At 59.8% G+C, this 26,072-nt stretch carries 19 protein-coding genes and 3 pseudogenes; 1 reads left to right on the top strand and 21 read right to left on the bottom strand.

The features are described from left to right. Positions 1-122: 122 nt before the first annotated feature. The 13 genes from pstS to FYJ31_RS09200 all read right to left on the bottom strand — a co-directional run bounded on the left by pstS (position 123) and on the right by FYJ31_RS09200 (position 16,525). Entirely contained in the window at positions 123-1,256 is a 1,134-nt protein-coding gene (pstS, locus tag FYJ31_RS09260; RefSeq protein WP_012576794.1) for a phosphate ABC transporter substrate-binding protein PstS, read from the bottom strand. Positions 1,257-1,493: 237 nt separating this feature from the next. Further along, positions 1,494-2,198, bottom strand: coding sequence for a response regulator transcription factor (locus tag FYJ31_RS09255; protein ID WP_029680021.1), 705 nt, complete (start codon positions 2,196-2,198; stop codon positions 1,494-1,496). Positions 2,199-2,381: 183 nt separating this feature from the next. Then, on the bottom strand, positions 2,382-3,761 hold the full coding sequence (locus FYJ31_RS09250) for a sensor histidine kinase (protein ID WP_154536539.1): 1,380 nt from the start codon (positions 3,759-3,761) through the stop codon (positions 2,382-2,384). A 148-nt stretch (positions 3,762-3,909) separates the two neighbouring features. Beyond that, positions 3,910-5,223: an MFS transporter gene (locus tag FYJ31_RS09245; protein WP_014484564.1), complete on the bottom strand. Its 1,314-nt coding sequence runs from the start codon at positions 5,221-5,223 to the stop codon at positions 3,910-3,912. Positions 5,224-5,480: 257 nt separating this feature from the next. Further along, on the bottom strand, positions 5,481-6,194 hold the full coding sequence (mtnN, locus tag FYJ31_RS09240) for a 5'-methylthioadenosine/S-adenosylhomocysteine nucleosidase (RefSeq protein WP_081356619.1): 714 nt from the start codon (positions 6,192-6,194) through the stop codon (positions 5,481-5,483). A gap of 120 nt (positions 6,195-6,314) precedes the next feature. Next, positions 6,315-7,547 carry a 3-deoxy-7-phosphoheptulonate synthase gene (locus FYJ31_RS09235; RefSeq protein ID WP_154536538.1) on the bottom strand — a complete coding sequence of 411 codons (1,233 nt, stop codon included), beginning with the start codon at positions 7,545-7,547 and terminating at the stop codon, positions 6,315-6,317. Positions 7,548-7,675: 128 nt separating this feature from the next. Then, positions 7,676-8,809 (bottom strand): 3-deoxy-7-phosphoheptulonate synthase, encoded by a 1,134-nt coding sequence (locus tag FYJ31_RS09230; protein WP_154536537.1) that lies wholly within the window; start codon positions 8,807-8,809, stop codon positions 7,676-7,678. A gap of 171 nt (positions 8,810-8,980) precedes the next feature. Further along, on the bottom strand, positions 8,981-10,324 hold the full coding sequence (locus tag FYJ31_RS09225) for a C1 family peptidase (RefSeq protein ID WP_154536536.1): 1,344 nt from the start codon (positions 10,322-10,324) through the stop codon (positions 8,981-8,983). Positions 10,325-10,438: 114 nt separating this feature from the next. Then, entirely contained in the window at positions 10,439-12,007 is a 1,569-nt protein-coding gene (locus tag FYJ31_RS09220) for a cell division protein (RefSeq protein WP_154536535.1), read from the bottom strand. Between the two features lie 147 nt (positions 12,008-12,154). After that, positions 12,155-12,832, bottom strand: a complete 678-nt coding sequence (locus tag FYJ31_RS09215) for a pyroglutamyl-peptidase I (RefSeq protein ID WP_154536534.1) — start codon at positions 12,830-12,832, stop codon at positions 12,155-12,157. Positions 12,833-12,841: 9 nt separating this feature from the next. Further along, entirely contained in the window at positions 12,842-13,717 is an 876-nt protein-coding gene (locus tag FYJ31_RS09210; protein WP_012576784.1) for an IspD/TarI family cytidylyltransferase, read from the bottom strand. A gap of 79 nt (positions 13,718-13,796) precedes the next feature. Further along, positions 13,797-14,777 carry a polyphenol oxidase family protein gene (locus FYJ31_RS09205; RefSeq protein WP_007054791.1) on the bottom strand — a complete coding sequence of 327 codons (981 nt, stop codon included), beginning with the start codon at positions 14,775-14,777 and terminating at the stop codon, positions 13,797-13,799. A 101-nt stretch (positions 14,778-14,878) separates the two neighbouring features. After that, positions 14,879-16,525, bottom strand: a complete 1,647-nt coding sequence (locus tag FYJ31_RS09200) for a peptidase U32 family protein (RefSeq protein ID WP_195839487.1) — start codon at positions 16,523-16,525, stop codon at positions 14,879-14,881. Between the two features lie 73 nt (positions 16,526-16,598). On the opposite strand from FYJ31_RS09200, the gene trmD reads away from it, so the two are divergent. Then, on the top strand, positions 16,599-17,414 hold the full coding sequence (gene trmD, locus FYJ31_RS09195; protein ID WP_012576781.1) for a tRNA (guanosine(37)-N1)-methyltransferase TrmD: 816 nt from the start codon (positions 16,599-16,601) through the stop codon (positions 17,412-17,414). A 23-nt stretch (positions 17,415-17,437) separates the two neighbouring features. Here trmD and rsmD read toward each other — a convergent pair whose 3' ends face one another. The 8 genes and pseudogenes from rsmD to FYJ31_RS12900 form a co-directional block, all read right to left on the bottom strand. Further along, complete coding sequence (gene rsmD, locus FYJ31_RS09190; protein WP_060620546.1) at positions 17,438-18,049, bottom strand: 16S rRNA (guanine(966)-N(2))-methyltransferase RsmD; 612 nt, start codon at positions 18,047-18,049, stop codon at positions 17,438-17,440. Between the two features lie 80 nt (positions 18,050-18,129). Beyond that, complete coding sequence (locus tag FYJ31_RS09185) at positions 18,130-18,729, bottom strand: IS5/IS1182 family transposase (protein WP_012576779.1); 600 nt, start codon at positions 18,727-18,729, stop codon at positions 18,130-18,132. A 292-nt stretch (positions 18,730-19,021) separates the two neighbouring features. Further along, positions 19,022-19,333, bottom strand: a pseudogene (locus FYJ31_RS13340) (type IIL restriction-modification enzyme MmeI); the annotation flags it as partial. An 837-nt stretch (positions 19,334-20,170) separates the two neighbouring features. Further along, positions 20,171-22,195, bottom strand: coding sequence for an alpha-amylase family protein (locus FYJ31_RS09175; RefSeq protein WP_154536532.1), 2,025 nt, complete (start codon positions 22,193-22,195; stop codon positions 20,171-20,173). Positions 22,196-22,272: 77 nt separating this feature from the next. After that, positions 22,273-23,496 (bottom strand): MFS transporter, encoded by a 1,224-nt coding sequence (locus FYJ31_RS09170; protein WP_154536531.1) that lies wholly within the window; start codon positions 23,494-23,496, stop codon positions 22,273-22,275. A 310-nt stretch (positions 23,497-23,806) separates the two neighbouring features. Then, positions 23,807-24,382 (bottom strand): annotated as a pseudogene (locus tag FYJ31_RS09165) (fuconate dehydratase); the annotation flags it as partial. A gap of 89 nt (positions 24,383-24,471) precedes the next feature. Next, a complete protein-coding gene (locus tag FYJ31_RS09160) occupies positions 24,472-25,860 on the bottom strand; it encodes an ABC transporter substrate-binding protein (protein WP_014484561.1) in 1,389 nt (462 codons plus the stop codon). A gap of 114 nt (positions 25,861-25,974) precedes the next feature. Continuing rightward, a pseudogene (locus FYJ31_RS12900) lies at positions 25,975-26,072 on the bottom strand (carbohydrate ABC transporter permease); the annotation flags it as partial.

Below are 26,072 nucleotides of genomic sequence, written 5' to 3'. Positions count from 1 at the left end.
CTGACCCGACTGAAGCCGCAGCCGTATGGTTTACGACTGCGGCTTCATGCTGGCGACTGTGCGTTCACAGTTCGGCGTTCAGAGGTCAGGCCCAGTCCATGCGACCCTGTGGGCCGACGGCATCACTTGGTCTTGATGGCCTCGATGGACTTGGCGACCTTGGTCTTCAGGGAGGCGGGCAGCGGAGCGGTGCCGGCGGCATCCTGGGCGGCCTTCTGGCCTTCGTCGGAGGTCACGTAGGTCAGCCATGCCTTGGCGAACTCGGCCTGCTTGGCGTCCTTGTAGGCCGGGCAGACGACATCGTAGGAGACCAGGACGATCGGGTAGGCGCCGTCGGCCTTGGTGGCGTGGTTGATCTTGATGACGACGCGGTTGTCACCGGTGACGGTGGTGTCCTGCTTGGAGTCCTCGATGACCTTGGAGCCGGCCTTGGCGGAGATCACGTTGTACTTCTCGCCGACCTTGACGGCCACGGTGCCCAGATCGCCGACCTGGGAGAAGTCGGCGTAGCCGATGGTGCCGTCGGCCTGCTTGACGGTGGAGATCACGCCGGAAGTGCCCTTGGCGCCCTGGCCGACCTCGTTCGGCCAGTTCTCGGAGAGGTCGTAGTTCCAGTTGTCCGGGGTGACGTCCTTGAAGTAGGAGACGAAGTTCTGGGTGGTGCCGGACTTATCGGAGCGGTGCACGACGGTGATGTCGGTGTCGGGCAGCTTCAGGTCCTTGTTCTGCTCGGCGATGGCCGGGTCGTTCCACTTGGTGATCTTGCCGTCGAAGATCTTGGCGATGGTGGCGGCGTCCATGTTGATGTGCTTGCCGGCATCGGAAACGCCCTTGAGGTTGAAGACCACGGCGATCGGGGAGATGTAGACCGGAACGTCGAAGGCGGAGCCGGAGGCGCACACGGACTTGGACTGCTCGACCTCGTTATCGGCGAGGGCCTTGTCGGAGCCGGCCCATGCGGTGGCGCCGGTCAGGAAGGTCTGCACGCCGGCGCCGGAACCGGACGGGTTGTAGGCGATCTTGGCGTCCGGGTTGGAGCCCTGGAAGCCGGCGATCCAAGCTTCGACGGCGGCCTGCTGGGAGGAGGCGCCGGCGCCCTGGAAGTCGCCGGAGACCGGAGCGGCCTTGGCGGTGGAGTCGGAGGAAGCGTTGTTGTCGGTCTTCGCGGCGCTGTTGTCGCCGCAGGCAGCCACGGAAGCAAGCATCACAATGCCGGACAGCGCGGCAATGGAGCGAACGAGGATGTTCTTCTGCATGATTATTACCTAATCCCTCTATCAACTATTCGCGGGCGGAGCGAAACCGCCCGGTCAATTCTTGACAACTACAAGACTATTAGCGGTTTCGAAAAGGCGGAACCGAAATCAGTAAACAGAAGATGAACACTTGGATGTTTATGGGCTACGTTGAGGCTACGTAGTTTTTGGAGCGGACTCGCCTGCGGCGAGCCCGTAATCCACAACAAAAAAGGCGACCCGAAGGCCGCCTTCCATTTACTCCGCGGGAGTATCGATCTTGTATCCGAGACCGCGCACGGTAGTCAGATACTTGGGGTGCGCCGGATCCTCCTCGATCTTGGAGCGCACGCGCTTGACATGCACATCGAGCGTCTTGGTGTCGCCCACGTAATCCGAGCCCCAGATGCGGTCGATCAGCTGATGACGGGTCATCACGCGGCCCTTGTTCTGCATGAGATATTCGAGCAGCTCGAATTCCTTGAGCGGGAAGAACACGGTCTCGCCGCGCACGGTGACCTGATGCTGGCCCACCTGCATGGCGATGTCGCCGCACACCAGCGGAATGTCGTCGTCCACGGTGCCGGAGGCCTGGGCGGTGGCCTGGTTGCGGCGCATCACGGCCCGGATGCGCGCCAGAAGCTCACGGAAGGAGTACGGCTTGGTCACATAATCGTCCGCGCCGATCTCAAGGCCGACGACCTTATCGATCTCGGCGCTCTTGGCGGTGAGCATGATGATCGGCACACGGCTCTGCTCGCGGATGCGCCGGCACAGCGCGGTGCCGTCAATGCCCGGCAGCATCAGATCGAGCAGCACCAAGTCGATGCCGCCCTTGGTGAACAGTTCCAGGCCTTCCTCGCCGGTGGCGGCGGCGGACACGTCGTACCCCTCGCGCGTGAGCTGATACACCAGCGGCTCGCGATAGGATTCCTCGTCTTCGACGATAAGAATACGTGCCATAGTAGCCTTTCTTGGATATGTTCCCGTGCGCATCGGCGCAAAGTTTTCCGACACCATCGTAACCATTTGTTCTCCGTTAGCCTGCCGTTTCCCGAAAGTACGTAATTGCTCAATGAGGCTACACGCCACGGGCGAAACCAGCCCGCCATGCGATCGGCCGACGCCGCATCGGCGCCGCCGGCGCTACTCCCGCGCCGCCGAGCCGTTCGGCGTGCCGCCATGGCCGCCATCCGGCGCACCGTCCGTCACCGCCGCGCTCGGCGTGTCCGCACCGTCCCCGTCCTGCGTTGATTCATCATCCTCATCCGCGGCGGCCGGCAGTTCGATGGTGAACGTGGAGCCCTCCCCCTTGCGCGACCATACCGAAATGCGTCCGCCGTTCTCCTGAACGCAGTGCTTGGTGATGGCCAGACCAAGTCCCGACCCTCCGGTTTCACGGGAACGGGCCGGATCGACCCGGTAGAACCGTTCGAAAATACGGTCCAGCGACTTGGCGGGGATGCCGATGCCCTGATCGACCACACGGATGGTGACCTTGCCGTCGCGCTCCGCCACGCCGACGGCCACCGTGGTGTGCTCGGGCGAATAGTGGATGGCGTTTTCGACGAGGTTCTTGACCGCGGTCTGCATCGCCTCCCGATCGGCCTTGATCATGGGTGCCGCCACCTGCGGGGCCACGGCATCGTCCGCAAGCCCGGTCGGCACCGACTTGCCGTTGACGCTCAGGCAGATGTCCACATGGCGCGAGTCGGCTTGGACCTGATTGTCGGCGATGGCGGCACGGGCCACATCCAGCGCGCAGATGCGCCGCGCGTTGATCATGCCCTGCGGGCTCTGGGCCCTCTGCAGGTCGATGAGATGATGCACCAGCTCGGTCAGGCGCGCGGATTCCTTGGAGATGCGGCCGGAGAAGTACCGCACGGCGTCCGGATCGTCGGCCGCGTCGGTCACGGTTTCGGCGAGCAGCGAGATCGCGCCGGCCGGGGTCTTGAGTTCATGCGAGACGTTGGTCACGAAGTCGCGGCGGACGGCCTCGAAACGACGCTGTTCGGACATGTCGTTGATGAAGATGGCATACAGGTCGTCGCCGATGTCGCCGATGCGCACGCGCAGGTACATCGTGTTGGACGGGCGCGACTGACCGGCCTCAAGGCCGCGGCCGTTCGAGGATGGATAGGCGCCGTGGTTGACCGGCAGTTGGACCTCGCGCTCACGCACACCGCCATCGGTGGCGACCTGGGTGAGAATGTCCTCGATCTCACGCGAGTTGAGCCGGCCCCCGGACACCAGGGCGAACGGCTCCGAACCGGGGCTTGCGTATTGGACCAGACCATTGCGATCGGTGACGATCAGGGCTTCGGGCAGCGCTTCGATCAGACGCCGCTCGGTGGGGCGCACGGGCACATCGACGCCGAACAGGGAACGCGCGTCCTCATCGCCGGACAGGTCCTGTTCGGCGGCAAGGCGACCCGAAACACGGCCCTTGTTGTAGGCGATGACGGCGACCCATGCCAACGCCAGCACGGCGAGCACCACGGTCACGACGATCTGCGAGATATCCATGACTCCCAGAGTAAAACGCCCGAGGCGTAGTGCCCTGCATAGACTACGTAAGTTCGCCTACTGTTCATCTTATCGGCCGGCATACGAAAGGAGCACCACCCTTGCCGGGTGATGCTCCTTGTCGCGGACCGCCGCGGACGAGCGGGGATCAGAGCTCGTAGTCCTTGTCCTTGCTTTCCTTGATCAGGAACAGGGCGAGCAGGGCGAGCGCGGCCATGATGGCCATGTACCAGCCCACGCCGGCCACGCCGAACTCGGAGGAGACCAGCGCCTGGGCGATGGTCGGGGCGAACGCGCCGCCGAAGATGGCGGCGAGGTTGTAGCTCAGGCCGGCGCCGGAGTAGCGCACGTGCACCGGGAACAGCTCGGGCAGGTACGCGCCGCAGGGGCCGAACAGGCCGCCCATGATCACGAAGCCGACGCACAGGAAGATCATGATGTGGGAGACGGAGTGCACCAGCAGTATCGGCACGAAGAAGCTGAACACCAAGGCGGCGGCGGTCACGGTGATCATGACCTTCTTGCGACCCACTTTGTCGGCATACACGCACGAGACCACGATGAAGATGGCGAAGAACACCACGGAGCACATCTGCATGAGCAGGTACTCGCTTTGGGTGAACTTCAGGCCCTTGACGCCGTAGGCCAACGACCAGGTGCCGAGCACGTAGAACAGGGTGTAGGTGATGCCCATGGCCACGGTGCCGAGCAGGACCTCCTTCCAGTACGGCAGCAGGTCACGCAGCGGGTGCTTGGAGGTGCGCTTCTCCTCGGAGGCCTTCTTGAACACCGGGGTCTCGGACATGCGGGCACGCACGTACAGGCCGATGGCCACCAGCACGGCGGAGCACAGGAAGGGGATGCGCCAGCCGAAGGCGAGCATCTGCTCCTGGCTCAGGTTGGCCTCAAGCACCAGGTTCAGACCATAGGCGCAGAAGAAACCGATCGGGGCGCCCAGGTTCGGGAAGGAGCCATACAGGGCGCGCTTGTCGGCCGGGGCGTTCTCGGTGGCGACCAAGGCCGCGCCGGACCATTCACCGGCGAGCCCCACGCCCTGGCAGGCGCGGCAGATGCACAGGATCACGATGGACCATGCGCCGATCTGCTCATAGCCGGGCAGGCATCCGACCAGGAAGGTGGCGATGCCCATGGTCATCAGGGCGATGACCAGCGTCTTCTTGCGGCCGAGCTTGTCGCCGAAGTGGCCGAACAACATGGAACCGAACGGGCGGGCGAGGAACGATACGGCGAAGGTCACGAAAGCCATCAGCGTGGCCAGGGCCTGGTTGGACTTGGCGACGTCCGTGAAGAAAATCGCGCCGAAATAGCTGGCGGCTGCGATGGAATAGCAGTAGTTGTCGTAGAATTCGATGGCGGTGCCCACCATCGAGGCGGCGATGATCTCGGGAACGGAATCCTTCTTCACCGGTTTGGCCACAGTCGCGGATGCGCTTGCAGACATTGTCCTTCTTCTTTCTCCTCTTGCGGATAAACCCCGGTGCGGCGTGCGCATCACGTGTTCGCGATGACGGACGAATCAAGCACAGCGACCGGGATACGGGAGAAGGACTGGCACGGCTTGTGGCCCCAGCGATGAGCTCCCGCACATCGCCGTGCCGAACACCGAGTATGACTCAGGTTATAAGCAATAGTTTGAAAGCGCTCATATAGTGGTCATCATATCCAAAGCGTGGATGGTGAGATGGGCCAGCCCGCCGATTACAGGCGCTTGACGATGTCGACGGCCAGACGGGCGGCGGTATCGGCGTAGTCGGAGATGTCGAACTCCTTGAATACCTCGTAATCAGTGTCGGCGTTGTCGGAAAGGGCACGAATCACCAGTGCCGGCACGTCATTGCGGGCGGCGACCTGTGCCACGGCGGCTCCTTCCATCTCCACGGCGTCAGCCCCGGTGAGTCGGATGACCTCCTCGACCTTTTGGGGCGTGTCCACGAAGTAGTTGCCGGAGGCGATGATGCCGGTGATGTGGGTAATGCCCGCATTGGCAAGCGCCTCGTCGGCAACTTCCAGCAGACGGTCATCAGAGTGGAATTCCTCCACCGGAGCGTCCGCAGTGCCGGGCTTCCACTGGCCTACGAGCCGCATGTCAGTGTCGAGGTAGCGCAGGGTGCCGCCGAGCACCACGTCGTTGATGTGCAGGTGGGTGTTGAGGTTGCCGGCGATGCCGCTGAAAATCACGGCGTCCGGGGCGAACTCGTCAATCAGCAGCTGCGTGGTGGCGGCCGCATTGACCAGTCCCATGCCGCCTACCGTTGCGGCAACCTTGATGACGTCAGAACCAAAGGAGTCGACCGTGCCGGACACGATGTCAAGGCTGCCCTTGGCGGTGTGCGTCACATGCGTGAGCGATTTGGCGATCAGCGCCACTTCCTCATCCAATGCGCCAATAATAGCTACAGTTTTCATACCCATACGTAAGTTCCTTTCACAACGCTTTCGACTCCCATGTCAGGGGAGGTGGCCGCCGAATGGCAGGCTGAGGGGTAGAGACGTTTCGTTGCATTGCTCCTGCGAGAGAGCCGATGACGCAACTCAGTGCCAACGCCGCGTGGCCACGGCTTCCGCAAGCTCGCGCAGCAAGGCCTCGGTTTCTTCCCAGCTGATGCACTTGTCAGTAATCGACTTGCCATAGACCAGCTGATCAAGCGGCGCGGCCTTCTGATTGCCTCCTTCAATAAAGCTTTCCATCATGATGCCGGTAATACCCTGTTCGCCAGCTGCAATTCTGCTGGCAATATTGCGCACGACTTCGGCCTGACGATGTTCGTCCTTGCCGGAGTTACCGTGCGAGCAATCAACAATCAGACCATGCGAAGCGGCGGAGTCGGCGGGCATTTCGGCGCGTACGTCTTCCATGGCTTTGGCCACGGATTCGGCATCGTAGTTCGGGCCGTGAATCGAGCCGCGCAACACCACATGGCAGTCCGGGTTGCCAAGGGTCTCGACTGCGCAGGCACGCCCCAGATGGTCAATGCCGAAGAACGTGTGCTGCTGAGCAGCGGCGAAGCAACCGTTGACCGCCGCCTTCACCGAACCGTCAGTGGCGTTCTTAAAGCCGACCGGCATGGAAAGCCCGCTGGCCAATTGGCGGTGAATCTGGCTTTCCGTGTTGCGCGCACCAATGGCGCCCCAACTCACCGCGTCCGAGATGAACTGCGGACTGGTGGGCTCCAGAAATTCCGTGGCGGCCGCCAATCCTTCCTTCAGCACACCAAGCAAGGTTTTGCGGGCAAGCAACAGGCCCTTGCGAATATTGTGGCTGCCATCAATATCCGGGTCGTTGATCAGGCCCTTCCAGCCGATGGTGGTGCGCGGCTTCTCGAAGTACACGCGCATGACGATGAGCAGCTGCTCGCCGAGCTCGTCTTTCAGCTTGGCCAATCGATGCGCGTAGTCCAGCGCGGCCTTCGGGTCATGAACCGAACAGGGGCCGACGATGACCAACAACCTGTCATCTTGGCCGTACAGGCACGCGCGAATCTCATCACGCGAGTAGGCGACGATTTCCTGAGCCTGATCGGTCAGCGGGAGCTCAGCGAGCACTTGCGCGGGCGTGGGCAGCGGCTCCAACTCCAATACGCGGCGGTTGATGATGCGACTGACACCCACCTGATCTTCCCAGCGCGGCACATCGGTGACGACGAGCGGGTTCTTCCCCTCCCCCATCGCCTGACGAATGGCGCGAAGCTCTTCCGGGGTGTTCAACGGCTGCGGACCGACTTGCAACGGACGCAGCGAATGCGCTGCTTCCTCCTGCTGCTGCATAACATCTCTCCTTGGGTCAGTATCTTTCCCAAGGATAAGGTGTCACGGGAACAAACTGACATGACCACCGTTATTGGCAAAGAATGCTCACTGAGTGGGTCTCAGTGAGCATTTCTACAAAGACAAAGCTATCTAGCCGAGCGGCGAGCGGTGACGGCGTCGGCCAGGGTGTGCAACAGTTCGTTGGTGCGATCCCACGGCACGCAGGCATCGGTGACGGACTGGCCGTAGACCAGCTGGTCGAGCGGGGCCGGCTTCTGATGGCCGCCCACCAAGAAGCTCTCCATCATCACGCCGGTGATGCCCTGCTCGCCATGCGCCAGACGCTCGGCTATCTCTTCGATGACTTCGGCTTCGCGGCGTTCGTCCTTGCCGCAATTGCCGTGGGCGGCGTCGATGACGAGCCCGTGCCGGCTCGGCCCCGTCGCCTGCGAGGCCTTGAGATCTCCCAAAGCCCGGCGCACGGACTCGGCATCGTAGTTCGGGCCGTGGCCGGAGCCGCGCAGCACCAGATGGCAATCCGGGTTGCCTTTGGTTTCGGCGGAAATCACGCGACCGTCCAGATTGATGGACAGGAAATGATGTTCGAAACCGGAGGCGTAGCAGGAGTCGGCGGCGGCCTTGACGGAGCCGTCGGTGGAGTTCTTGAAGCCCACCGGCATGGACAGGCCGCTGGCCAGCTCGCGGTGCACCTGGGATTCGGTGTTGCGCGCGCCGATGGCGCCCCAGCTGATCGCGTCGCAGATGTACTGCGGGGTGATGGGGTCAAGCCATTCGGTGGCGGCGGGCAGGCCAAGGCTCAGCACATCGGTGAGCACCTTGCGCGCCAGCCACATGCCCTTGCGGATATTGAAGCGACCGTCCAGATCGGGGTCGTTGATCAACCCCTTCCAGCCGATCGTGGTGCGCGGCTTCTCGAAATACACGCGCATCACGATCACGAGACGGTCTTCAAGCTCACGCTTGACGGCGGCCAGTTTCTCGGCGTATTCGTGCGCGGCCTTCGGATCATGGATCGAGCACGGACCCACGATGACGAGCAATCGATCGTCACGGCCATTGAGCACGTCGCGGATCTCCTGGCGTGAATGGAGCACCAACTCGCTCATCTCATCGGTGAGCGGCTGCTCCTTGAGAAAGGCGCGCGGCGCGGGAATCGGGTCGAGCTGGCGGATATTGACGTCGACGGTCTCGGGAAAGACGGCCTGCTCCCCCAACCGACGTTCATCCTCGGAACTATCCGGGCCACGTAACGCTGCCAATGCTCGACTCCTTTCCCGTAATCCGCGCACCGCGGGCATGCCGCCGTGGATGCGAAGGCCCCACTATAGCAGTTCGCCGCCGGCACCGCTGGCGGGGCCGGCGATTATGGACCGTCCGCGGCGGCGCCGGGCTTGACGGGCGGCGCCCACCCGTCAAGCCCATACGCCCTCTTATGCGAGCGCGCCCATCGGATCCCATGCGGGGAGCATGGTGGCCGGGGACTCCAAGGCCTTGCGGTACTCTTCGGGAAGCATGGCCTTGGGGACGGCGACCTCGTAGACGTATTCGGTGAACCAGTCGTCGGACATGGTGAAGTAGCCCTTGTCGGCGATCTTGGCACCCCAGGAGTTCTCCACACGCCAGCGCCGCGTGGAGCCGTCATCGGCGACGTCCACGCCGGCGAAGGCCATGGCGTGGTTCATGGCGGAATCGCCGAAACGCACGCGGGCCTCCTTGTCGAGATCGAAGTCCACGTCGTACACGCGACCGTACTCGAACAGGTCGGTGGCCCAGGCGCCGTTCTCGCGGTCCATGAACGGATGGCAATCGGCGCCGAACCACACCGGAATGCCCTGTTCGACGAGAATCCGCTTGACGCAGTCCTTCATGAGCTGGTTCGGCACGTTGAGGTATTCGGTGGCGTCGCCGCCGGCCACGTTGCCGAGATGCTCGATGCCGATCTTCTTGCCCTTGGCGTGCTCGGCGCGCGGATCGTCCACCAGGCACACGTAGTCCTCGAGACCGGCCGGCCCCACGTACTTCTTCCAGAATTCGACCGGCGTGATCTCGCCGTCGCGGTGGAATTCACCGTCCTTGTCGGTCCACTCCCAGTCGAAGGAGACCGGCGGCTCACCCAGATGGATGGTCAGGATGCGGTGGCCCGCCGCGGTGGCGTCGGCGATGATCGACTCGATCTTGGCGGCGTCGCCATCTGCGGCGTACATGTGCGCCACGGCGGTGTGCAGCAGGTGGCGCAGCTGGGTGTTCATCTCACCGGTGTTCTTGGAGGATTCGGTCTCCGGGAACAGGTCCTTGGGCACAGCGCCGTACTTCTTGTACACGTTCATGGCCATGGTCCACTGGCCGCCATCGCCCATCACGTCGGCGAGCAGGTGCTGCATCAGGCGGGAGTCGGAAGGCTCCCCGGCGGCCACCAGAGCGGCCACATCCTTGAGGAAGTAGTTGACGCGCTCCAGCTTGTCGTAGTACATCGCGTAGTTCTGGGAGAACTCGAACTCCTTCAGGTTCATGTTCTTCTTGGCCACGAAACGGGCCACGTTCAGGGAGCTGAACAGCCAGCAGCGGCCGGAGCGATCCTGATGGGTGGCTTCGCCATTGTCAACGATGGTGGAGAAACGGCGCTGCATCAGACGAGCGCGGTCATAATTGCGAGCCACCTTGTCGATGCCGGCGGCGGTCACCGCGTTCATGGCCAGACGGTTGGTGCCGCTCTGTGCGAAATCGCCGCGCAGGGTATTCAATGCTTCGCCGGTCAGAGGCGTCAATTCACTCATGTCATACTCCTTCTGTGATGGTGCGCTTGTGGCGCAGATCCAAACGAATACGGCACCTGGCTCGAAAGCGCAGGTGCCGTAATTCTTACCGCTAGTAGTCTAATCGAAGGCCTGTCATTCGCCGTTCTGCTCAGATACGGCTGGATTCGCCTGAGTCGGGGCCTCCGGTTCGCCCTGTGTCTGGTGCTCGGACGGCTCAGACGATTCGGACTGCTCATTCTGCGCAGCTGAATCAGCCGAATCAGCCGGTGCCGCATCTGTCTCATTGTGATCGTCGGCAGCCGACTCGTTTCCGCTCAACTCACCCGGCTGATCATCGGCCTCGTTGTGCACAGGCTTGACTTCCGGGACGGGCGCGACCACCGGCAATGACGCCACGGCAGCGGCTTCCTGACTCTGACCAGAGGCCGCCGCATTACCACCGAAAGCGAATCCGGAGAACGCCTGCGAGAACATAGAACGCAGTTCCGAAACACGCTGGGTGATGACGGACTCGCGTTCCTGCAGATCGGCGATGCGCTTGGACAGACCGTCAAGCTCGCTTTGGGCGGCGGCGCGACGCTCCTCTATCTGCGCATCGGCTTCCTCGCCCGCCTTATGTACGATTGCGGCGGCCTGGATGTCCGCCTCCTCGCGCTTGGACGCGGCATATGAATCGGCTTGGTCGCGAGTGTTCTTGGCCTGGCCGACCAGCTCATCGGCTTCCCGCTTGGCCGCCACGCGACGCTCTTCGAGGTGCTGCAGCAGTTCGTTGACCTTCTTCGTGGCCTCATCCTGCTGAGCGGCGATGTCGTGACGGATCTGCTCGACCTCGGCGTTGACCTGGCTCATCGTGCTGGTGCGCTTGACCTCGGCCTCATCAGTGATTTCCTGACCCTTGGTCTTGGCCGCATCAATGATTTCGCTGGCCTTGCGCTGGGCTTCGGTCATCATCTTGGACACTTGCTCGCGCACGTCGGCGAGCTTCTTGTTGGCCTCGGCGAGCGCCGCCTCAATCTGATCGTTGGAATCGGACTTAAGCTTGGTGATCTCCTCATTGGCGCTTTTGCGCATTGCGGCGACCTGCTGGGTCGCTTCCGCCTTCATGTCGGCGATTTCGCGCTCTTGGGTGGAGCGCTCGGAAGCCATCTTCTTGGTGTGCTCTTCGCGCGCGTTGCTGAGCTCAAGCTCGACGGTCTGACGCTGTTCGGTGATGGTCTTGGCGGTTTCGGAGCGCAGTTGTGCGGCGTCCTCGTTGGCGGAGGTGGTCACTGATTCGGCTTGATTGCTGGCGTTCGTCAGAATCGAGGCGGCCTTGGCATTGGCGTCGTCAACAATATGCTGGGCATCCAGCTTGGCGTTGTTGATCAGTGTTTCGGCCTGAGCCTGAGCCGTGGTACGGATGGAGGACGCGTCCTGCTTGGCGCGTTCCAGCAGTTCGGTACTCGTCTGTTCGGCGGAGGCAAGCATCTGCTGGGCGTTCGCTCCCAAGGAAGCGAAGCTGTTGCCTTCCGGCTTCTTGTTCTTCTCTTCCTGAAGTTGGGCCTGCAGTTGCAGAATACGGTCGTCATCCGCCGCAATCTGCTCACGCATGCTGGCCAACGTCTGCTGCGCACGCTTCATACTCTCCTGAGTAGCGTCGAAGGCAGCATCGACCTTCTCCTTGTCATATCCTCGCAGCACCACCGGGAAACGATCCACCATCGCTGTTTATTCCTTTCGCACACGCATAAAGCTCTTGGCACATCCTTGAAGCACTGTAGCGCATCGCACTAGCGCTGAGCGTTGAGCGACGCGCAATCGTTACAATGCGTGCGAACCATGTTCTATTCCGGCGTGGCGCACAGCGTGCTAGGCGATGAGGATGTCGGAGCTGGAGGGCTTGAGATAGTAGCGCACGGCTTCGCGCACCACATCACGGCCAGCGGCGATCTGCTGGTCGAGTGGTAGACCATGCTGGCTGGAATGCGCCGGAACGACCGGAGGGAAGCTGACGAATCCGCCCAGCACCTGCTCCTGGGTGGCGGTCCAGTTGAGCAAGTTGTAGAACAGCGAATTACATACGAACGTACCTGCGTCCGAACTCAGGGTGGCCGGAATCGAATCGTCCGTGAAATCATTCAGGATCGAGCGCAACGGCAGGCGGGTCCAATAGGCGGCCGGGCCATTGGGATCGATGGGTTCGCGGCGTGGGGTCACGTTGTCCGCGTCTGGCTTGATCGCGTCCATCAGGTTGGTGGCGCATCGTTCAAGCATCACGCCTCGGGCTGCGTGCTTGAGCCCGGTGGCGATGACGATATTGGGCTTGGTGGCCTCAATCGTCTCTTTCAGCGTGGGCCAGGCTTTGGCGAAGCTCACCGGGATGCTGACGGCATGAACGGTGACGGCGACCTGCTCCAACGGATCGTCCGGAGCAGAGGAGACGCCCAGTCCCTGCTCGGCGATGGCCTTGGGCACTTCGACGGCGGGATTGACCTCCACGCCGTCATAGTGGTCGAAGCCGGAGATCACAACATTGAGTTCACGCATAATGCCAGTCTAGCGATGCATCTGGCCGGCCGCTTGGGCCAGCAGGGCGTGCATGCGGGCGCGGGCCTCTTCCTTGGGATCACGACCGAGAATCTCCTCGGCGATACGCTCAGCTGTGGGAATATCCTCCAGCGTGGTGATCTTCAGGTTGGTTTCCGCACCGGAGACAATGGCGACGGGTTCATCAGGCAGATAATCGACCACTACGCGCGTGTCGTCGGTGGGATGGAAGTCCGGGTCGGCGGCAGCCAAATCGTAAGCGTGACGAATCGTCGCGAAGCGGAAGGATTGCGGGGTCTGCGCGCGGAAGGTGTTCGGGCGGTCCGGCACCGACTTGACCACTTTCAAATCGCCCAGATCCTCGGTCAACAGCACGGTGTCGGTTGAGGCGTAGGCCACGGTCGCGGCCGTGAACTGGTCGAGCGCATCAATCGAACCGTCGATGGCGGACTGTTCCACGAACGGACGGACGGCGTCATGGATCAGAATCTTGGCATCGTCCGGAATGCCAGCCGTAGCCAGCATGTCGAGCGCGGTGGCGGTACTGTCCACACGTTCGTCACCGCCGTCAATGATGACGCGTACCTTGGTGTAGCCCATCTCGCCAACCAACGTTTCCACTTCACCGCGCACCTTGGGATTGACCACCACCACGATGTCGCTGACGCGATCGCAATGTTCAAAGGCATCAATGCTCCAGCACACGATGGGCTTGCCGCCCACGGAGACAAGCTGCTTGGGATTATCGGGGTCGAAGCGCGTACCGAAGCCGGCGGCCAGCACTACGGCTACCACCGGCACGGTTTGTGCCGGTTTGGTGCCCTGAGCGGGGGCCGGCTGGACGGTAGGCGTCTCGACGGGGGTATCGAAATCTCTCTCAGTCATAGGCACCACCGTAGGGTGAGGGCTGGCCGTCCGTGAACTGCATCACATCTTCTCCACGGAATGTGCTCGCATTCTCCGTTTAGTCACGCACGATGAGGGCGAGGAGGCGGCCTTCGTGTGTTTTGTTGGCGAGCGCGGCGCGGCGGTGCGAGTACCACAGTGGGTTTTCGAGCGTGCACATGCTGTGGCTGATGTTGTCGATGCGCTCCGCGAGCTCGGCCGGGCCTTCGCCGTCCGTGCGGCACAGTTCGGCGAGTTCCGGGTCTTCCTCAAGGTACTGGGTGGCGGCGTGCACGCGCGGCATCGAATCGACCACCTGATGTACACCGGCGAAAGCGAGGTCGATCATCGCGGCTTCGGCGATGTCGATGCCGGCACCACCGAAGCGGGTCTTCGTCTTGGTCAGCGGGAAGCGCTTGATGAACTGATCGGCGATCTCGTCGCCCACTTCATAGCAGTCGCCGCAGATGCGCGGGCCGAGTGTGGCCACGATGTTCGCCGGATCGGCACCCTTGCTCTTCATCAGGTCTACCGTGGCGCCGATCACACCACGCTCCAGACCACGACGGCCGCAGTGGGCCGCACCGATGATGCCGGTGACCGGGTCGCCCAGCAGCACCGGCAGGCAGTCGGCCGCGAACATGCCTAGGGCGATGCCGGATTGTGCGGTGACCTGGCCGTCCGCCTCGATGACGTGCGGAGTGTCAGTCTCACCATGTGTGCCGGACACGTCGAAGCCGAAGGGGGTGTTGATGACGAACGAGTCGTCCACGTCCACAGCCACGCCGGAATGTACTTGGGAGACCAGCGATAGGCGGGCTTGCACCGCTTCGGCGAGTGCGATGCGGTTCGACAGCACGGCCTCAGGTTCGTCGCCGGACTTGCCGCCGAGGTTCAGGTTGCCGTAATCGCCGGCGCTCAGGCCGCCCAGTCGCGTGGTGTACACCACCTTGATGCCGGGGGCCAGTGCGATGGGGATGGTCACCGGAATAGGGCGACCGGCTTTATCGGTAGAGCTGATGCTGTTGGAATCGAGGATTTCTTCGCTGTATTCAGGCATGAGGCATTCTTTCTTGGGTGCGGGCGGTGTTCATGATTCCCATGACCACCCCAGTCAGCCTACGGCTGACAGCCCTCCGCCAGAGGGGACGGAGTGGTAGGTTATTCGGCTTTGAGGGTGGGCTTTTTGGTGCGCGAGCGGATGGCGGCGTTGATGGGCACCTGGTGCGGGCAGGGCATCGAGAACACGTGCGCCGGATTATTGATGGCGGGTACTGGCGCGCCATCGGCATCGCGCAGGCCGGTTTCCGGCACGGTAAAGACCAATGGTCTCTCGCCAGGCAGCAGGAATTCGACCTGTTGACCTGGCTCAATCTTGTTACGGCTCATCAGCGTGACACGTCCGTCTTCGTCCGCGCTCCAGCTCAGCACTTCGCCCACTACCAGCCATGAGCGGAAGTAGGCGGAGCGGTCGGTGTTCTGTGTGACCTTGTGCTCCGGGTAATAGAAGCCGGTGGAGTAGTCGCGGTGGGCCACCTTGTCGGTTTCCTCGAGCAGCCATTCGGGCAGTTCGACGTGTGGGGCCGGGCGAACGGCCGCATGCTTCCAATCGGTCTCAATCTGTTCGACCGCGGTGTTGGACTTGCGGCGCGTGGAACGGGCGTGAGAGCTCATGCCGTCGGGTTCGACGGCGGTGCCGGCCGGCGTACCAGAGGCAGTTGAGTCGGCGGCATCAGCAACCGTCACGCGGTCACGTTCTGCGGCAACCGAGCCGGTGATCGAATCGGCAACCGCAGTATCAGAGCCACGGTCATATCCCTCATCGGCCACACCGGCGAACGCGGCATCGGCATTGCGCATCACTTGATCTTCGGTTCCTTGGCCAAAATCGGGGTCGCCCGGGCGAATCACACGGTCACGGAAAGGCTTCAAAACATTGCCATCAGCGTCTTCAAAACCGCGTTGAATCATGTATTCATTAACCGCGGTTTTGTAGGCATTGGTCATGGCGGCGATATAGTAGGCGCTTTTCGCGCGGCCTTCGATTTTGAGGCTGGTGGCACCGGAGTCAATCAAATCATCCAAGTGCCCCAGCATATTCATGTCCTGCGAATTGAACAGATAGGCGCCGTTCTCGGTCTGTTCGATCGGGAAGTACTGGCCGGGGCGTTTCTCTTCCACGATCGAATACTTCCAGCGGCATGGCTGGGCGCATTCGCCGTGATTGCCATCGCGGCCGGTCAGATAGTTGGAGAACAGGCAGCGGCCGGAGAAGGCCATGCACATGGCACCGTGGACGAAGCATTCGATGTCGAGGTCATCGGGAATGTTGGCGCGAATATCACGCACGGCCTGCAAGTCCATCTCGCGGGCCAACACCACACGGCGAGCACCAAGCTCGTAGAAGGCGTTCGCAGCCTGATAATTAGTCACGCCGGCCTGGGTGGATACGTGCAGTTCCAGATTCGGAGCCACTTGACGGGCCATCATCATCACGCCGATATCGGAGACGATCAGCGCGTCCACGCCGGTGTCTTTGAGCTGGCCGACGTACTCACGCATGGCTTCGACCTCGTTGTTGCGCGGCAGCACGTTGCAGGTCACGTACACGCGAGCGCCGCGTTCATGGGCGTAGCGCGATCCTTCCTCGAAATCCTCAAGGCTAAGGTTTTTGGGAGCCGATCGCATGCCGAAGGCTTTGCCGCCGCAGTAGACGGCGTCGGCACCATAATCGACCGCGGTTTTCAGACCCCTCAGGTTGCCGGCCGGGGACAACACTTCGGGCTTTTTGCGGGTGGGGATTCTCATCGTCGTATTCATCACCGCAATAGTGTAGTGGTGGCCGTGTAATGCGGGCGGGGCTACCGTTAGGCTGGATAACATGAAGATCGATATCGTGAGCGTGTTTCCCGAATACTTTGAGGTGATGAACCTCAGCCTGATGGGCAAAGCCCAGGCCAAGGGATTGTTGGAGATCAAGGCGCATAACCTGCGCGACTGGACCCACGATGTGCATCATTCGGTGGATGACACGCCAGTCGGCGGCGGTGCCGGCATGGTGATGAAGCCCGAAGTGTGGAGCGAATGCCTGGACGAACTGCTGGGATTCTCGCGGCCGTCTGACTCCTCCGCCCCATCCGGCACACCGGTGCTCATCTTCCCGAACCCATCGGCCCCGTTGTTTACCCAGCGCGACGCCACCGAGCTCAGCCATGCCGACCATCTGCTGTTCGGCTGCGGCCGGTATGAGGGCTACGATGCGCGCATCCCGGACTACTACCGCTCCCAGGGCGTCGATGTACGCGAATATTCGATTGGTGACTATGTGCTGAACGGTGGCGAAGTAGCGGTATCGGTGATGCTTGAGGCCATCACCCGCCTGATGCCCGGGTTCATGGGCAATCCCGATTCGATCGTGGAGGAGTCCTATACCGGCGAGGGCGCACTGCTTGAACATCGCCAGTACACCAAGCCCGCCGTGTGGCGTGGTATTGCGGTGCCGGACGTGCTGTTGTCCGGCGACCACGGCAAGGTGGACCGTTTTCGCCGCGACGAAGCGCTGGCCCGCACCGCCGAGATTCGGCCAGACCTTATCGCGGCACTGGATTGCAAGGCGCTGGATAAGGCCGACCGCAAGACCCTGATGGCCTTGGGCTGGGAGGTCTCCGCCGCCCATCCGCGCCGGCTCGCCGATTAATTCACCACACGGTGGGAGATTCACTACGCGGCGGAATCGTCGGAACGCTCTATATCCGAGTCGTCATCCGCGGATTCGATGTAGAAGACGGCGGTTTCGCCGTAGTTGCGGCTTTCAGTGATTTGCCAGCCTTCGGGGGCGGTGGGGGTGTCGGAGCGTACCGAGCGTTCGAGCATAATCACGGTGTTCTCGTTGGTGGCGCTGCCCACCGCCAGATTGGCCAACAACTGATTGCATTCAGCGGTCTCATAGGCGTAGGGCGGATCAATGAATATCACGTCAAAGGATTCACCAAAGCCGCCAGCCACTTGCTCGGTTTTTTTGACCAGCACACGGGCCTTGAGCGAAGCATCCCACGAACGGTTCTTCTGTAACTGCGACAAGGTCTTGGTAATCAGCGCCGCCGCAGGCCGGGAACTTTCCACGGCCACGAGTTCTCGCGCGCCACGGCTCAGCGCTTCGATGCCCAACGCACCAGTACCGGCGAACAGGTCCAGTACACGGGCGTCATCCAGCACTCCCCATGAGTCGAGGTGCGAGAAAATCGCCTCTTTGGTGCGATCCGTGGTAGGCCGGGTACCCGTTTTCGGCGTAGCAAGCGCCACACCCTTGAATCGTCCAGAAATTACACGCATAGCTTTCACTGTACAGGCTCATCTACGCATACCAATCATGAATTAGGGTGTATTTACACTTTGAGTTTTTGGCTGTGTTTTCAGGTAGATGGCGATGAGGATGAGCCGGGCGCGGCGAGGAAGGTCTCGTCGAGCCTGTCGTAGCGGGTGGCGGCCTTGCGGTGGTGCTTCATGCGGTTGAAGACGCGTTCGACCATGCTCCGCCCCTTGTATGCCTCCCTGTCGTAGTCCCATGGGTCCGTGCGGTTCTTCTTGGGCGGCACGACCGGCGTCAGGCCGAACGACTCCGCCAGCAGGCGGGTGGAATCCCCCTCGTAGGCGCGGTCCATGAGCAGGCTGGCTCCCATGAACGCGCCGGGCGCGTGCTGGTGGACCTTCACGCTCGTGGAGTCCATGGCGAGCACCCGGATCTCCACCCCGATGATCCGCTCCTCCTGCAATGCCGTGAACAGGCGTTCCATCGCGCCGTTCCCGTACCAGCGGTCGAACCGCCGGCAGACGGTGATCCACTTGCCGTAGCACTCCGGCAGGTCCCTCCACGGGGCTCCCGTCCTGCACATCCACAGCAGGGCGTTGACGAACCTGTAGTTGTCGACCGCCACGTTGCCCCTCTGGCGCGGCAACAGGTGCGCGACCCTCATGAACCGGTCAAGCGTGATGCCATACCCCGGCGTACACATACGCCAATCATCACACAAAACCTAGATAGTGTAAACACACCCTAGTTACCAGTTGACACCCCGCTCCTATCCGCGATTCCCAACGGAGTCCGCCCAATCTCCCGATTCGTGCGGAGACGATTTCACCAGCCTTTTCCAATGAGGACATGTCGCGAATGCCGTCGTGCGACGGGTCCTTGCTGATGGAAACCATATCGGTCTCCAATGGCAGGGCGTCGAATTCGCTGTAATCCATTGCTCTCCGCTCCTTTCCAGGAGAAGGCATGCGTCCTGAAAAACCGGGATCAGCGATCAGGGCGTCCGCATACCGTTTCGCCTGTCGGACGGGCGTGACCATGCTCCCCCGGCGCGGCTCCGGCTTGTCCAAATCCACGCCGAGGCTCTTCTGCTCCACGAGCACGCGGGCCTGAATCATGAGCGCGTCGATGAAACCGCCCAATGCGGTGCGACGTTCGAACCAGAGCGTCTGCCCGTCGCTCGTGTCCGGAATGAGCAGCACCTTGTCCAACAGGTCCCGCCAATACTGTTGGGTCTCGGATTTCTCGTCGCCGCGTCCAGCCCATGATTCGGCAAACCTGGCCGCCCTGCTCCTCAGATCATCCAGATTCCCAATGGTATCCGGTTTCCCGCACGCACGGCGCACATCAAACACATCTTCGGGCGTGACCGTCCACAGGCAGGCCTGTATCCACCGGTCCGGCAGACGTTTCGGATCCACGATCGTGTTCTTCCGATACTGGACCGCTTTCATGTCGGCCGGGTCGTCCCAATGCTCGTCCAGCCACCGGTCGCATTCGGCGGGAGGCCACCTGTCGGCATCCAACGGGGCGCACGGCCACCGGTTGATCACACAATGGTACTGGTCGAAATCCGTGCACAATACACGATTCTCATCGACCTGCAGATGCAGGAGCTCCAACCCGTCGTACTGGTTGCGGAAACCCGGATACCGGCGGTCGGGACGGGTGCGCGCCCGGCTTTTCGAATCGACCCAGCGCACCCACGCCCACAACGGGGCCGCATCCGGGTCCGGACGCGGCATTCCCTTGTGCCCCATTTCAGACATCACCCACTGATAGGCGGACGAAAGTTCGTTCCACCAGTCCTCGTCTTCGGCGATGGATTTCGCGCAGACCGCCGACCATGAGGACGTGTACGAGCCGTATTCGTCGAATACGGCCGACATCATTGGAGTCACCCCAGCGAGTCAGCGCTCTGACCAATGCCTGATGCCACGCGCCGACAAGACGGGGCACACGGAATCCAGTCCTGAAACAACGAAAACTCCGCGCCCGAAGCGGCTGTGACCCAAGGGTGCGGAACACAAGGGTCTTCCACTCCTCAGGCAGCCGCATGCAACGTCTCTGAGCCTTCGGCAAAGGCTTAGAGACGATTCCAGACCCCCATGTCGGCCGTTAGACCGGGATTTTGAGTCAGTGCGTCATTTCAGCGACAACTCGATGATCTCGTACCCGTCGATCTTGGGAACGTTCAGATCAACATACCCGTCGGCCACGGTGTAGTCCCGTTCGGAGATCACCTCGCCCTGCCGGACCGCGCGAACCGACTCGATCTCGGCGTCGCCCACATACACGCGCACGCGCTGGTCGAACAGCGGAACCTTCTCGTCGATCGTGTACAGGTTGGCGGCCGACTTCTTGCAGGGATAATACAGGCAATGCAGCATCAACGAATTGCGCGAACCCGAACGGCGCAGCTGCACCTCCAGCCCGCTGACCGTATGCCCGTCATCCTTGCGCACCAGCTGCCTCGGCATCAGCAGATCGAGGACGTCGGCGAATATCGCCTTGACCCACGACGGGGCGAAATCCTTGTAGATACGGAACAACGGGTGGGAGAAATAGACGACGTCGCCGTACCGCGTCGCCGCGGGGAACCCGACCCTCCCGGCCGAGGGGGCATGCAGGTGGGAGCAGAAATACCTCCCCTCACGATTGAAATAGGGTTCGACCGAATCCAGCAGCACCCGCGATCCCGCCGTCCTCACCCGCGCGCCACGCTCGTACATGACGAACTCCTCTTTGGGCAGACGCGCCCCGACCTCGTCGTTCGGCATGATGAAATCCCGATCCCAATAGGAATCACCCAGCATCCTGTTGCCGTACAGCGGATTGGTCTCGTCGCAGCCGTTGTCCATCGACATGTACGTGCCGACGACCTTGCCGCCGCCATGCACGTAGTCCAACAGCTTCCGTTGGAGTTCGGGGGAGGACACGATCTCGTCGGGAAGGACGATGAGCCCGTACCGCGTGAAGTCCATGTCCGGATCGATGATGTCGAACTGGCATCCCAGTTCCGTGAGCATCCGGTTGGCGCCGATCAACGAATCGGACAGCGCGCTGTCCATGTTCCATTCGCGTTCCGGCGTCATGACCGCTATGTCCGCCATCGTGTCGGTGTTCAGCGTGTACGGTTCGAGGGCCTCCACCTGGGAGTAGACCCGTCCGATCAGATCATAGGTGGCGTCGGACAACCCGCCTCTCGGATGGAGCTGGTCCCCGATGGAGCAGCCGGCGCCCATCGTCAGCATCTGGAAGCACTCGTATTCCATCGCGTCCTCGTTCTTCAGCGAATGGAAATCACCCCAAGCCGTGTGGAACTTGCCCGTCATGCCGACCACGGGTTTGCCGAGATTGCGCACGTACCTCATCACGATTGGGAAGTTGTCGTAGCCCCAAAAACCACTTGGCAGGCTCTCGACCTCCAGATGGGTGAACGTGTCCAACGAGGTCTTGTTCGAGGGGCCGATATGCCCACCGTTGAAGAACAGAGTCGCGCCAGGCACCCGATCATCCACGAGGTCGTGGACCTCACGACGGAACTCGTCAAGCAGGATGGCCGAATACCGTTCCCGCTGGCGGATATCGGTGTGGTCGAGGCCATGACGCTCCATCTGCGCCCGGCAACGCGGGCAGTCGCACGGCACCAAGGAGAAGATATCCAGGAAGAGCCCGTCGACGCGGTCCGGGCCGAGGCTGTCGATGATGTCGTTGAGGTGATCGATGAGATAGGCCCTGTAATTGCTGTTCAGACACAGCGAATCGTAGAAGTTCGGCTTTGGAACCGACGGGCATCCGTTTATTACATTGTCTTGGGGGTCCCGGGCAAGCCACTCGGGATGGTTGAGCGCGCTGTACCCGTCCCATCCCACGCTCGTGTAGACGGGGACGCGGATGCCGCGCTTGTGGCATGCGTCTATCTGCTCAAGCAGGAGATTCCTGTCCGACAGGTGCGGATGCACGAGCTCGGGATGGCGCTTCGAGGGATAGAACAGGTAGCCGTGATGGTCACGGGCGAAACAGGTTATCGAGTTTACGTGAGAACGATGCAGACGTTCCGCGAATTCCTCGGCGTCGAAATCGTCGGCGACATGCTCAACGTAAGGACTGGTATGAAAATCCAGATTAATCTGGCGATTTGGGAAACCAGTTGCGGTGGACATCATTGAACTCCTTTGTTGCGATGGAACGGCTTCCGATTGCCGGGTTGGAATCGTCGTCAACGATTCCAACCACGAATCAATCAGATGCTCAGCTCCTTGTTCTTCTTTATTTTGATGAAATCAAGCACGGCCATGACCACATACAGGGCACCACCGACAACAATAGCGAACGCAGCCGAATCGTTACCGAACAAGCCCGCGAACATTGCGAAGAAGTACGGGGAAATAAGAGAACCAACACTGATAAAGATAACAATTATTGAAGTACTCAGATTCATAGAGTTAATCGGCGACACATCTACGAGTCGCGCTGTCAATGCCGGGTTGATAATACCCCAACCAAAGCCAGAGATCAACACCAAAGCCGTCAGCAACGGAATGTTGTAGGTGAACGCAATCGTGATATAGGCGACGCCAATAACAATCTCGAATACGAACACCGTCAAACGCTTGAAAACCTTGGAAATCTTCTCGAACAGCACGCCGGAGAAAATGCCCGCCAAGACCAGGAAGCTGAAGATCCATGTGGCGGTCGAGGCAGTGCCGATATGCTCCGTGACAATATAGCTCGCAAATTTCAGCGGGATCGCGTTATATAGCATAGTGATAACCATAAATACAACGCCAACCTCGATCACCTTGAGATTCGTAGATGGTTTGACATCAGACACACTGTCACTAATCTGACCATTCTCATCCAGAGCACTGTTCCTGATATCGAAATTATCGAATTCCTTTGGAACGAACAAAATTATTAAAACAATCGGTATCAGCAAGGCGAAGAAGACCAGATAGGTGATATTCCAACCAAAGGTAATCAAGATACCAGCAACGAAAAGCATGATGGTATCACCCAGATTGCTAACCGCATTGCGGTATCCAAGAAGACTACGCTGACGATCCCCCACATACAGATCGGTGATATAGGACACAGAAAGCGGATTAAAGATACCCATGCCCACGCCAAAGAGGAAACGCGAAATAAAGATTGGCCAGTATTGAGGCAGGAACGCGGGGATAACACCGCCAACCAAAGCGATAATCAAACCCGCGAGCACGGATTTCTTTTTTCCTAGATAATTCGAGAAAACACCCGAGAGGACGGTTCCGAGCATAATTCCCGCTGTCGGTATGGTCGTTAGTGTCTCAATATTGGCTTTCGAAATATTCGAGAACGCTTCTTCCATCGCGTGAATCGTTCCGCTAATAGCATTACCAGCGGACAATAAGAAAGACACCGACAAGACGCCAACCATCAGACGTTTGGATTCCAGTACTTCACTATAATTAATTATTTTTGACATTATCACTCCAGACACATATAAATCAACATTGAAAAGATTAAGAATTTGAACTTATATCTTAGATATTCTTGCGTATATCTCCTTCACCTACCCACATTGATAGCCGATATGCATATGAGGCACTAATGGATGATCAACTCCACATCACCAGCACACGGAATAGGACCGACTATCGACGTCCCATCTGGTCGAATCACATTAGACAGACAACGCAAATAATTCCACTGTCGGAATGGAAGCGCAATACTTATCGCATTCATATACTTCTCCGTATCTTGCACATACTTCTCTGTATCTTGCCGACCGCACGCCATCCGGCGGCGGTCGAATATCCCGGGTAACCGACTTCCTTGAGGTGGGCGATACGCTCCGCCTTGCCTTCCTGGGCGGCGCGCAGAATATCGATGGCCTCCTGCGGAGTGAGGGCGTCGGTCAGGTAACGGAAGTCAAGCGTCGCGACGAGCTCTTCAGGCTCCATCTCGGAAAGGAGCAGCCAGAGCGGCTTGCCGGCGCGCTTGGCCTTGAGGTCCCACAGGGCCGAAAGCACGGCGCCGATGGCCATGTGCTCGACGCCCTTCTCAGGGCCGAGCCAGCGCAGCTGCGAATCGCGCACGAACAGATCCCATGCGAGACGCATGTTGTCGAGCAGTTCCTCGACGTTACGACCGATAAGGGTCTCGGACATGGAGTCGATGGCCCGGACGACGACATCGTTGCCACGACCGATGGTGAAGACGAATCCATTGCCGGAGTCACCGGCATCCGTGGAGACGACGACGTAGGCGGAGGAGTAATCCGGATCAGGGTTCATGGCATCGGAACCCGAGAACGTGGCCGATGTCGGGAACCGGAAATCATACGTGGTGACTTTGGTGATAACGCTCACAGTGCGCTTCCTTGGAAAGATGTTTAATCTCAAAAAGGGAGGACGGCAGACCAGCCATCCTCCCCGCAACAACATATTATGGGCGGTTATCAGTCTGCGTCAGTGGTGACTTTAAAACCGTTATCCTCGGCGTAAGACTTAAGGTTATCCTGCAACTTGGTAAATGCAGTCAACAAGTCTCCCTTACCTGTCAGAGCAGGAGCTACGGTATCACCAAACGCAACTGTGAGCTGCGCAGGGAATGGAATATAATCCCAGTCCATGTTCACTTTATCCATAGACTCAAAATAGATCTCATTCACATTAGTATTTGCGAAATATCCGTCTGTTTCTTGCTGATCTCGCTTGCTCTTATCCTTCTGATAATAGTTAGAGGCCATAAAGTAATTACCTTTATTTGCCGTCAAGAACTCAGAAACTCCATCCTTGCTGCCATTGACCCACTGAATGAAAGCCAATGCCGCTGCTTGCTTATCCTTTGGTGTAGCTGATGAAACAGAGAACATGGAGCCAGTAGACTCAGACTGATACGATTCTCCATCATTACCCCATGCCAAAGGATGGGCGACGACCATCTTACCCTTCAAAGAAGGATTCTGATCCTTGTAGATATTGCCTTGCCAGCACCCTTCCAATCTGGTTGCATATACGCCATCATTGACTTCACGATTAAATTCATCTGTACCGGTAGCAGCAGCACGAAGAACTCCATCATCCAGGCACTTCTGAATGAATTTAATGAACTCCGCCACCCGACCTGTGGTTAGCGAGAAATCAATATTCGTTGTATCCTTTACCGTCCAAGGCTTTGCGCCAACGGTACGTAATACACCGAACAAAGAAGTATCGCTAGAGGAAATGAACCCCATGTACTTACTTGGATCCTGCTTATGAAGCTTGACTCCTTCATCATAGAATTCTTGCCAAGTAGTGGGAACTTTCAGCCCATGCTCATCGAGAATGTCCTTTCGAACATATAGGGCCAAAGGTGCAGCATCCTGCGGGGTGCCATACAGTCCACCACCAAAGTGCACATTTTTCCACGCTGCTTGTGCATACTGCGTTCCCCAAGCCTTTTCGATTTCATCTGATTCAAAGTTTAGGAGCGCTCCGCTAACCGCATACTGCTCATATTCGCTGATCGACATTTGTACTACATCCGGAACGCCTTTATTGGCAGAAACAACGTTTTGGAATTTCGTGAAATGATCAGATGCAGCGCCTGTATTGACGAAGTTAATTTTGATATGAGGATATCTCTCCTGGAAAGCCTTGACCGGACCTTCGATTTGCTTAGCCGAATATGCCCATACCGTCAAATCCGTTGTTTTTGAGGTATCGGTTAAAGCGGAATTAATATCATTCAAAGATACATCAGCCTTATTGTTTTTCTGCGAAGTACCAGAGCCGCAGGCAGCCGCTCCAGCAGTCATGGCCAATGCTGCTACAGCAGCTATAAGGCGAATACTCTTCTTCATGATTACTCCTTTGTGTGTCATGAATTACTATCTTGTTGTTTTTTCAAACAGATGGATGCCGCACGGTCGCCAAGGCAACGAATGTGTGATCGTAGGGACCGTGCGGCCGAGGGTTCACTGCTTGACAGAGCCGGCCGCGAGGCCAGACTGCCAGTACTTTTGCAGGAACATGAATGCGATGATCAACGGAACAACTGCGATAAGCGAGCCCG

This window comes from Bifidobacterium sp. WCA-178-WT-4B (assembly GCF_009696495.1).
Lineage (GTDB): Bacteria > Actinomycetota > Actinomycetes > Actinomycetales > Bifidobacteriaceae > Bifidobacterium > Bifidobacterium infantis.
The sequence above is the reverse complement of the archived record's forward strand: the minus strand, read 5'-3'. Positions and strand labels throughout refer to the sequence as shown.

Excerpts from the sequence above, each read along its gene's own strand:
- FYJ31_RS09250 (WP_154536539.1), bottom strand. The coding sequence starts at position 3,761 with ATGGATATCTCGCAGATCGTCGTGACCGTGGTGCTCGCCGTGCTGGCG.
- FYJ31_RS09245 (WP_014484564.1), bottom strand. The coding sequence starts at position 5,223 with ATGTCTGCAAGCGCATCCGCGACTGTGGCCAAACCGGTGAAGAAGGAT.
- FYJ31_RS09210 (WP_012576784.1), bottom strand. The coding sequence starts at position 13,717 with ATGACTGAGAGAGATTTCGATACCCCCGTCGAGACGCCTACCGTCCAG.
- mtnN (WP_081356619.1), bottom strand. The coding sequence starts at position 6,194 with ATGGGTATGAAAACTGTAGCTATTATTGGCGCATTGGATGAGGAAGTG.
- FYJ31_RS09215 (WP_154536534.1), bottom strand. The coding sequence starts at position 12,832 with ATGCGTGAACTCAATGTTGTGATCTCCGGCTTCGACCACTATGACGGC.
- FYJ31_RS09200 (WP_195839487.1), bottom strand. The coding sequence starts at position 16,525 with ATGAGAATCCCCACCCGCAAAAAGCCCGAAGTGTTGTCCCCGGCCGGC.
- FYJ31_RS09175 (WP_154536532.1), bottom strand. The coding sequence starts at position 22,195 with ATGATGTCCACCGCAACTGGTTTCCCAAATCGCCAGATTAATCTGGAT.
- pstS (WP_012576794.1), bottom strand. The coding sequence starts at position 1,256 with ATGCAGAAGAACATCCTCGTTCGCTCCATTGCCGCGCTGTCCGGCATT.
- FYJ31_RS09160 (WP_014484561.1), bottom strand. The coding sequence starts at position 25,860 with ATGAAGAAGAGTATTCGCCTTATAGCTGCTGTAGCAGCATTGGCCATG.
- FYJ31_RS09235 (WP_154536538.1), bottom strand. The coding sequence starts at position 7,547 with ATGCAGCAGCAGGAGGAAGCAGCGCATTCGCTGCGTCCGTTGCAAGTC.
- rsmD (WP_060620546.1), bottom strand. The coding sequence starts at position 18,049 with ATGCGTGTAATTTCTGGACGATTCAAGGGTGTGGCGCTTGCTACGCCG.
- FYJ31_RS09255 (WP_029680021.1), bottom strand. The coding sequence starts at position 2,198 with ATGGCACGTATTCTTATCGTCGAAGACGAGGAATCCTATCGCGAGCCG.
- FYJ31_RS09220 (WP_154536535.1), bottom strand. The coding sequence starts at position 12,007 with ATGGTGGATCGTTTCCCGGTGGTGCTGCGAGGATATGACAAGGAGAAG.
- FYJ31_RS09205 (WP_007054791.1), bottom strand. The coding sequence starts at position 14,777 with ATGCCTGAATACAGCGAAGAAATCCTCGATTCCAACAGCATCAGCTCT.
- FYJ31_RS09225 (WP_154536536.1), bottom strand. The coding sequence starts at position 10,324 with ATGAGTGAATTGACGCCTCTGACCGGCGAAGCATTGAATACCCTGCGC.
- trmD (WP_012576781.1), top strand. The coding sequence starts at position 16,599 with ATGAAGATCGATATCGTGAGCGTGTTTCCCGAATACTTTGAGGTGATG.
- FYJ31_RS09170 (WP_154536531.1), bottom strand. The coding sequence starts at position 23,496 with ATGTCAAAAATAATTAATTATAGTGAAGTACTGGAATCCAAACGTCTG.
- FYJ31_RS09185 (WP_012576779.1), bottom strand. The coding sequence starts at position 18,729 with ATGTGTACGCCGGGGTATGGCATCACGCTTGACCGGTTCATGAGGGTC.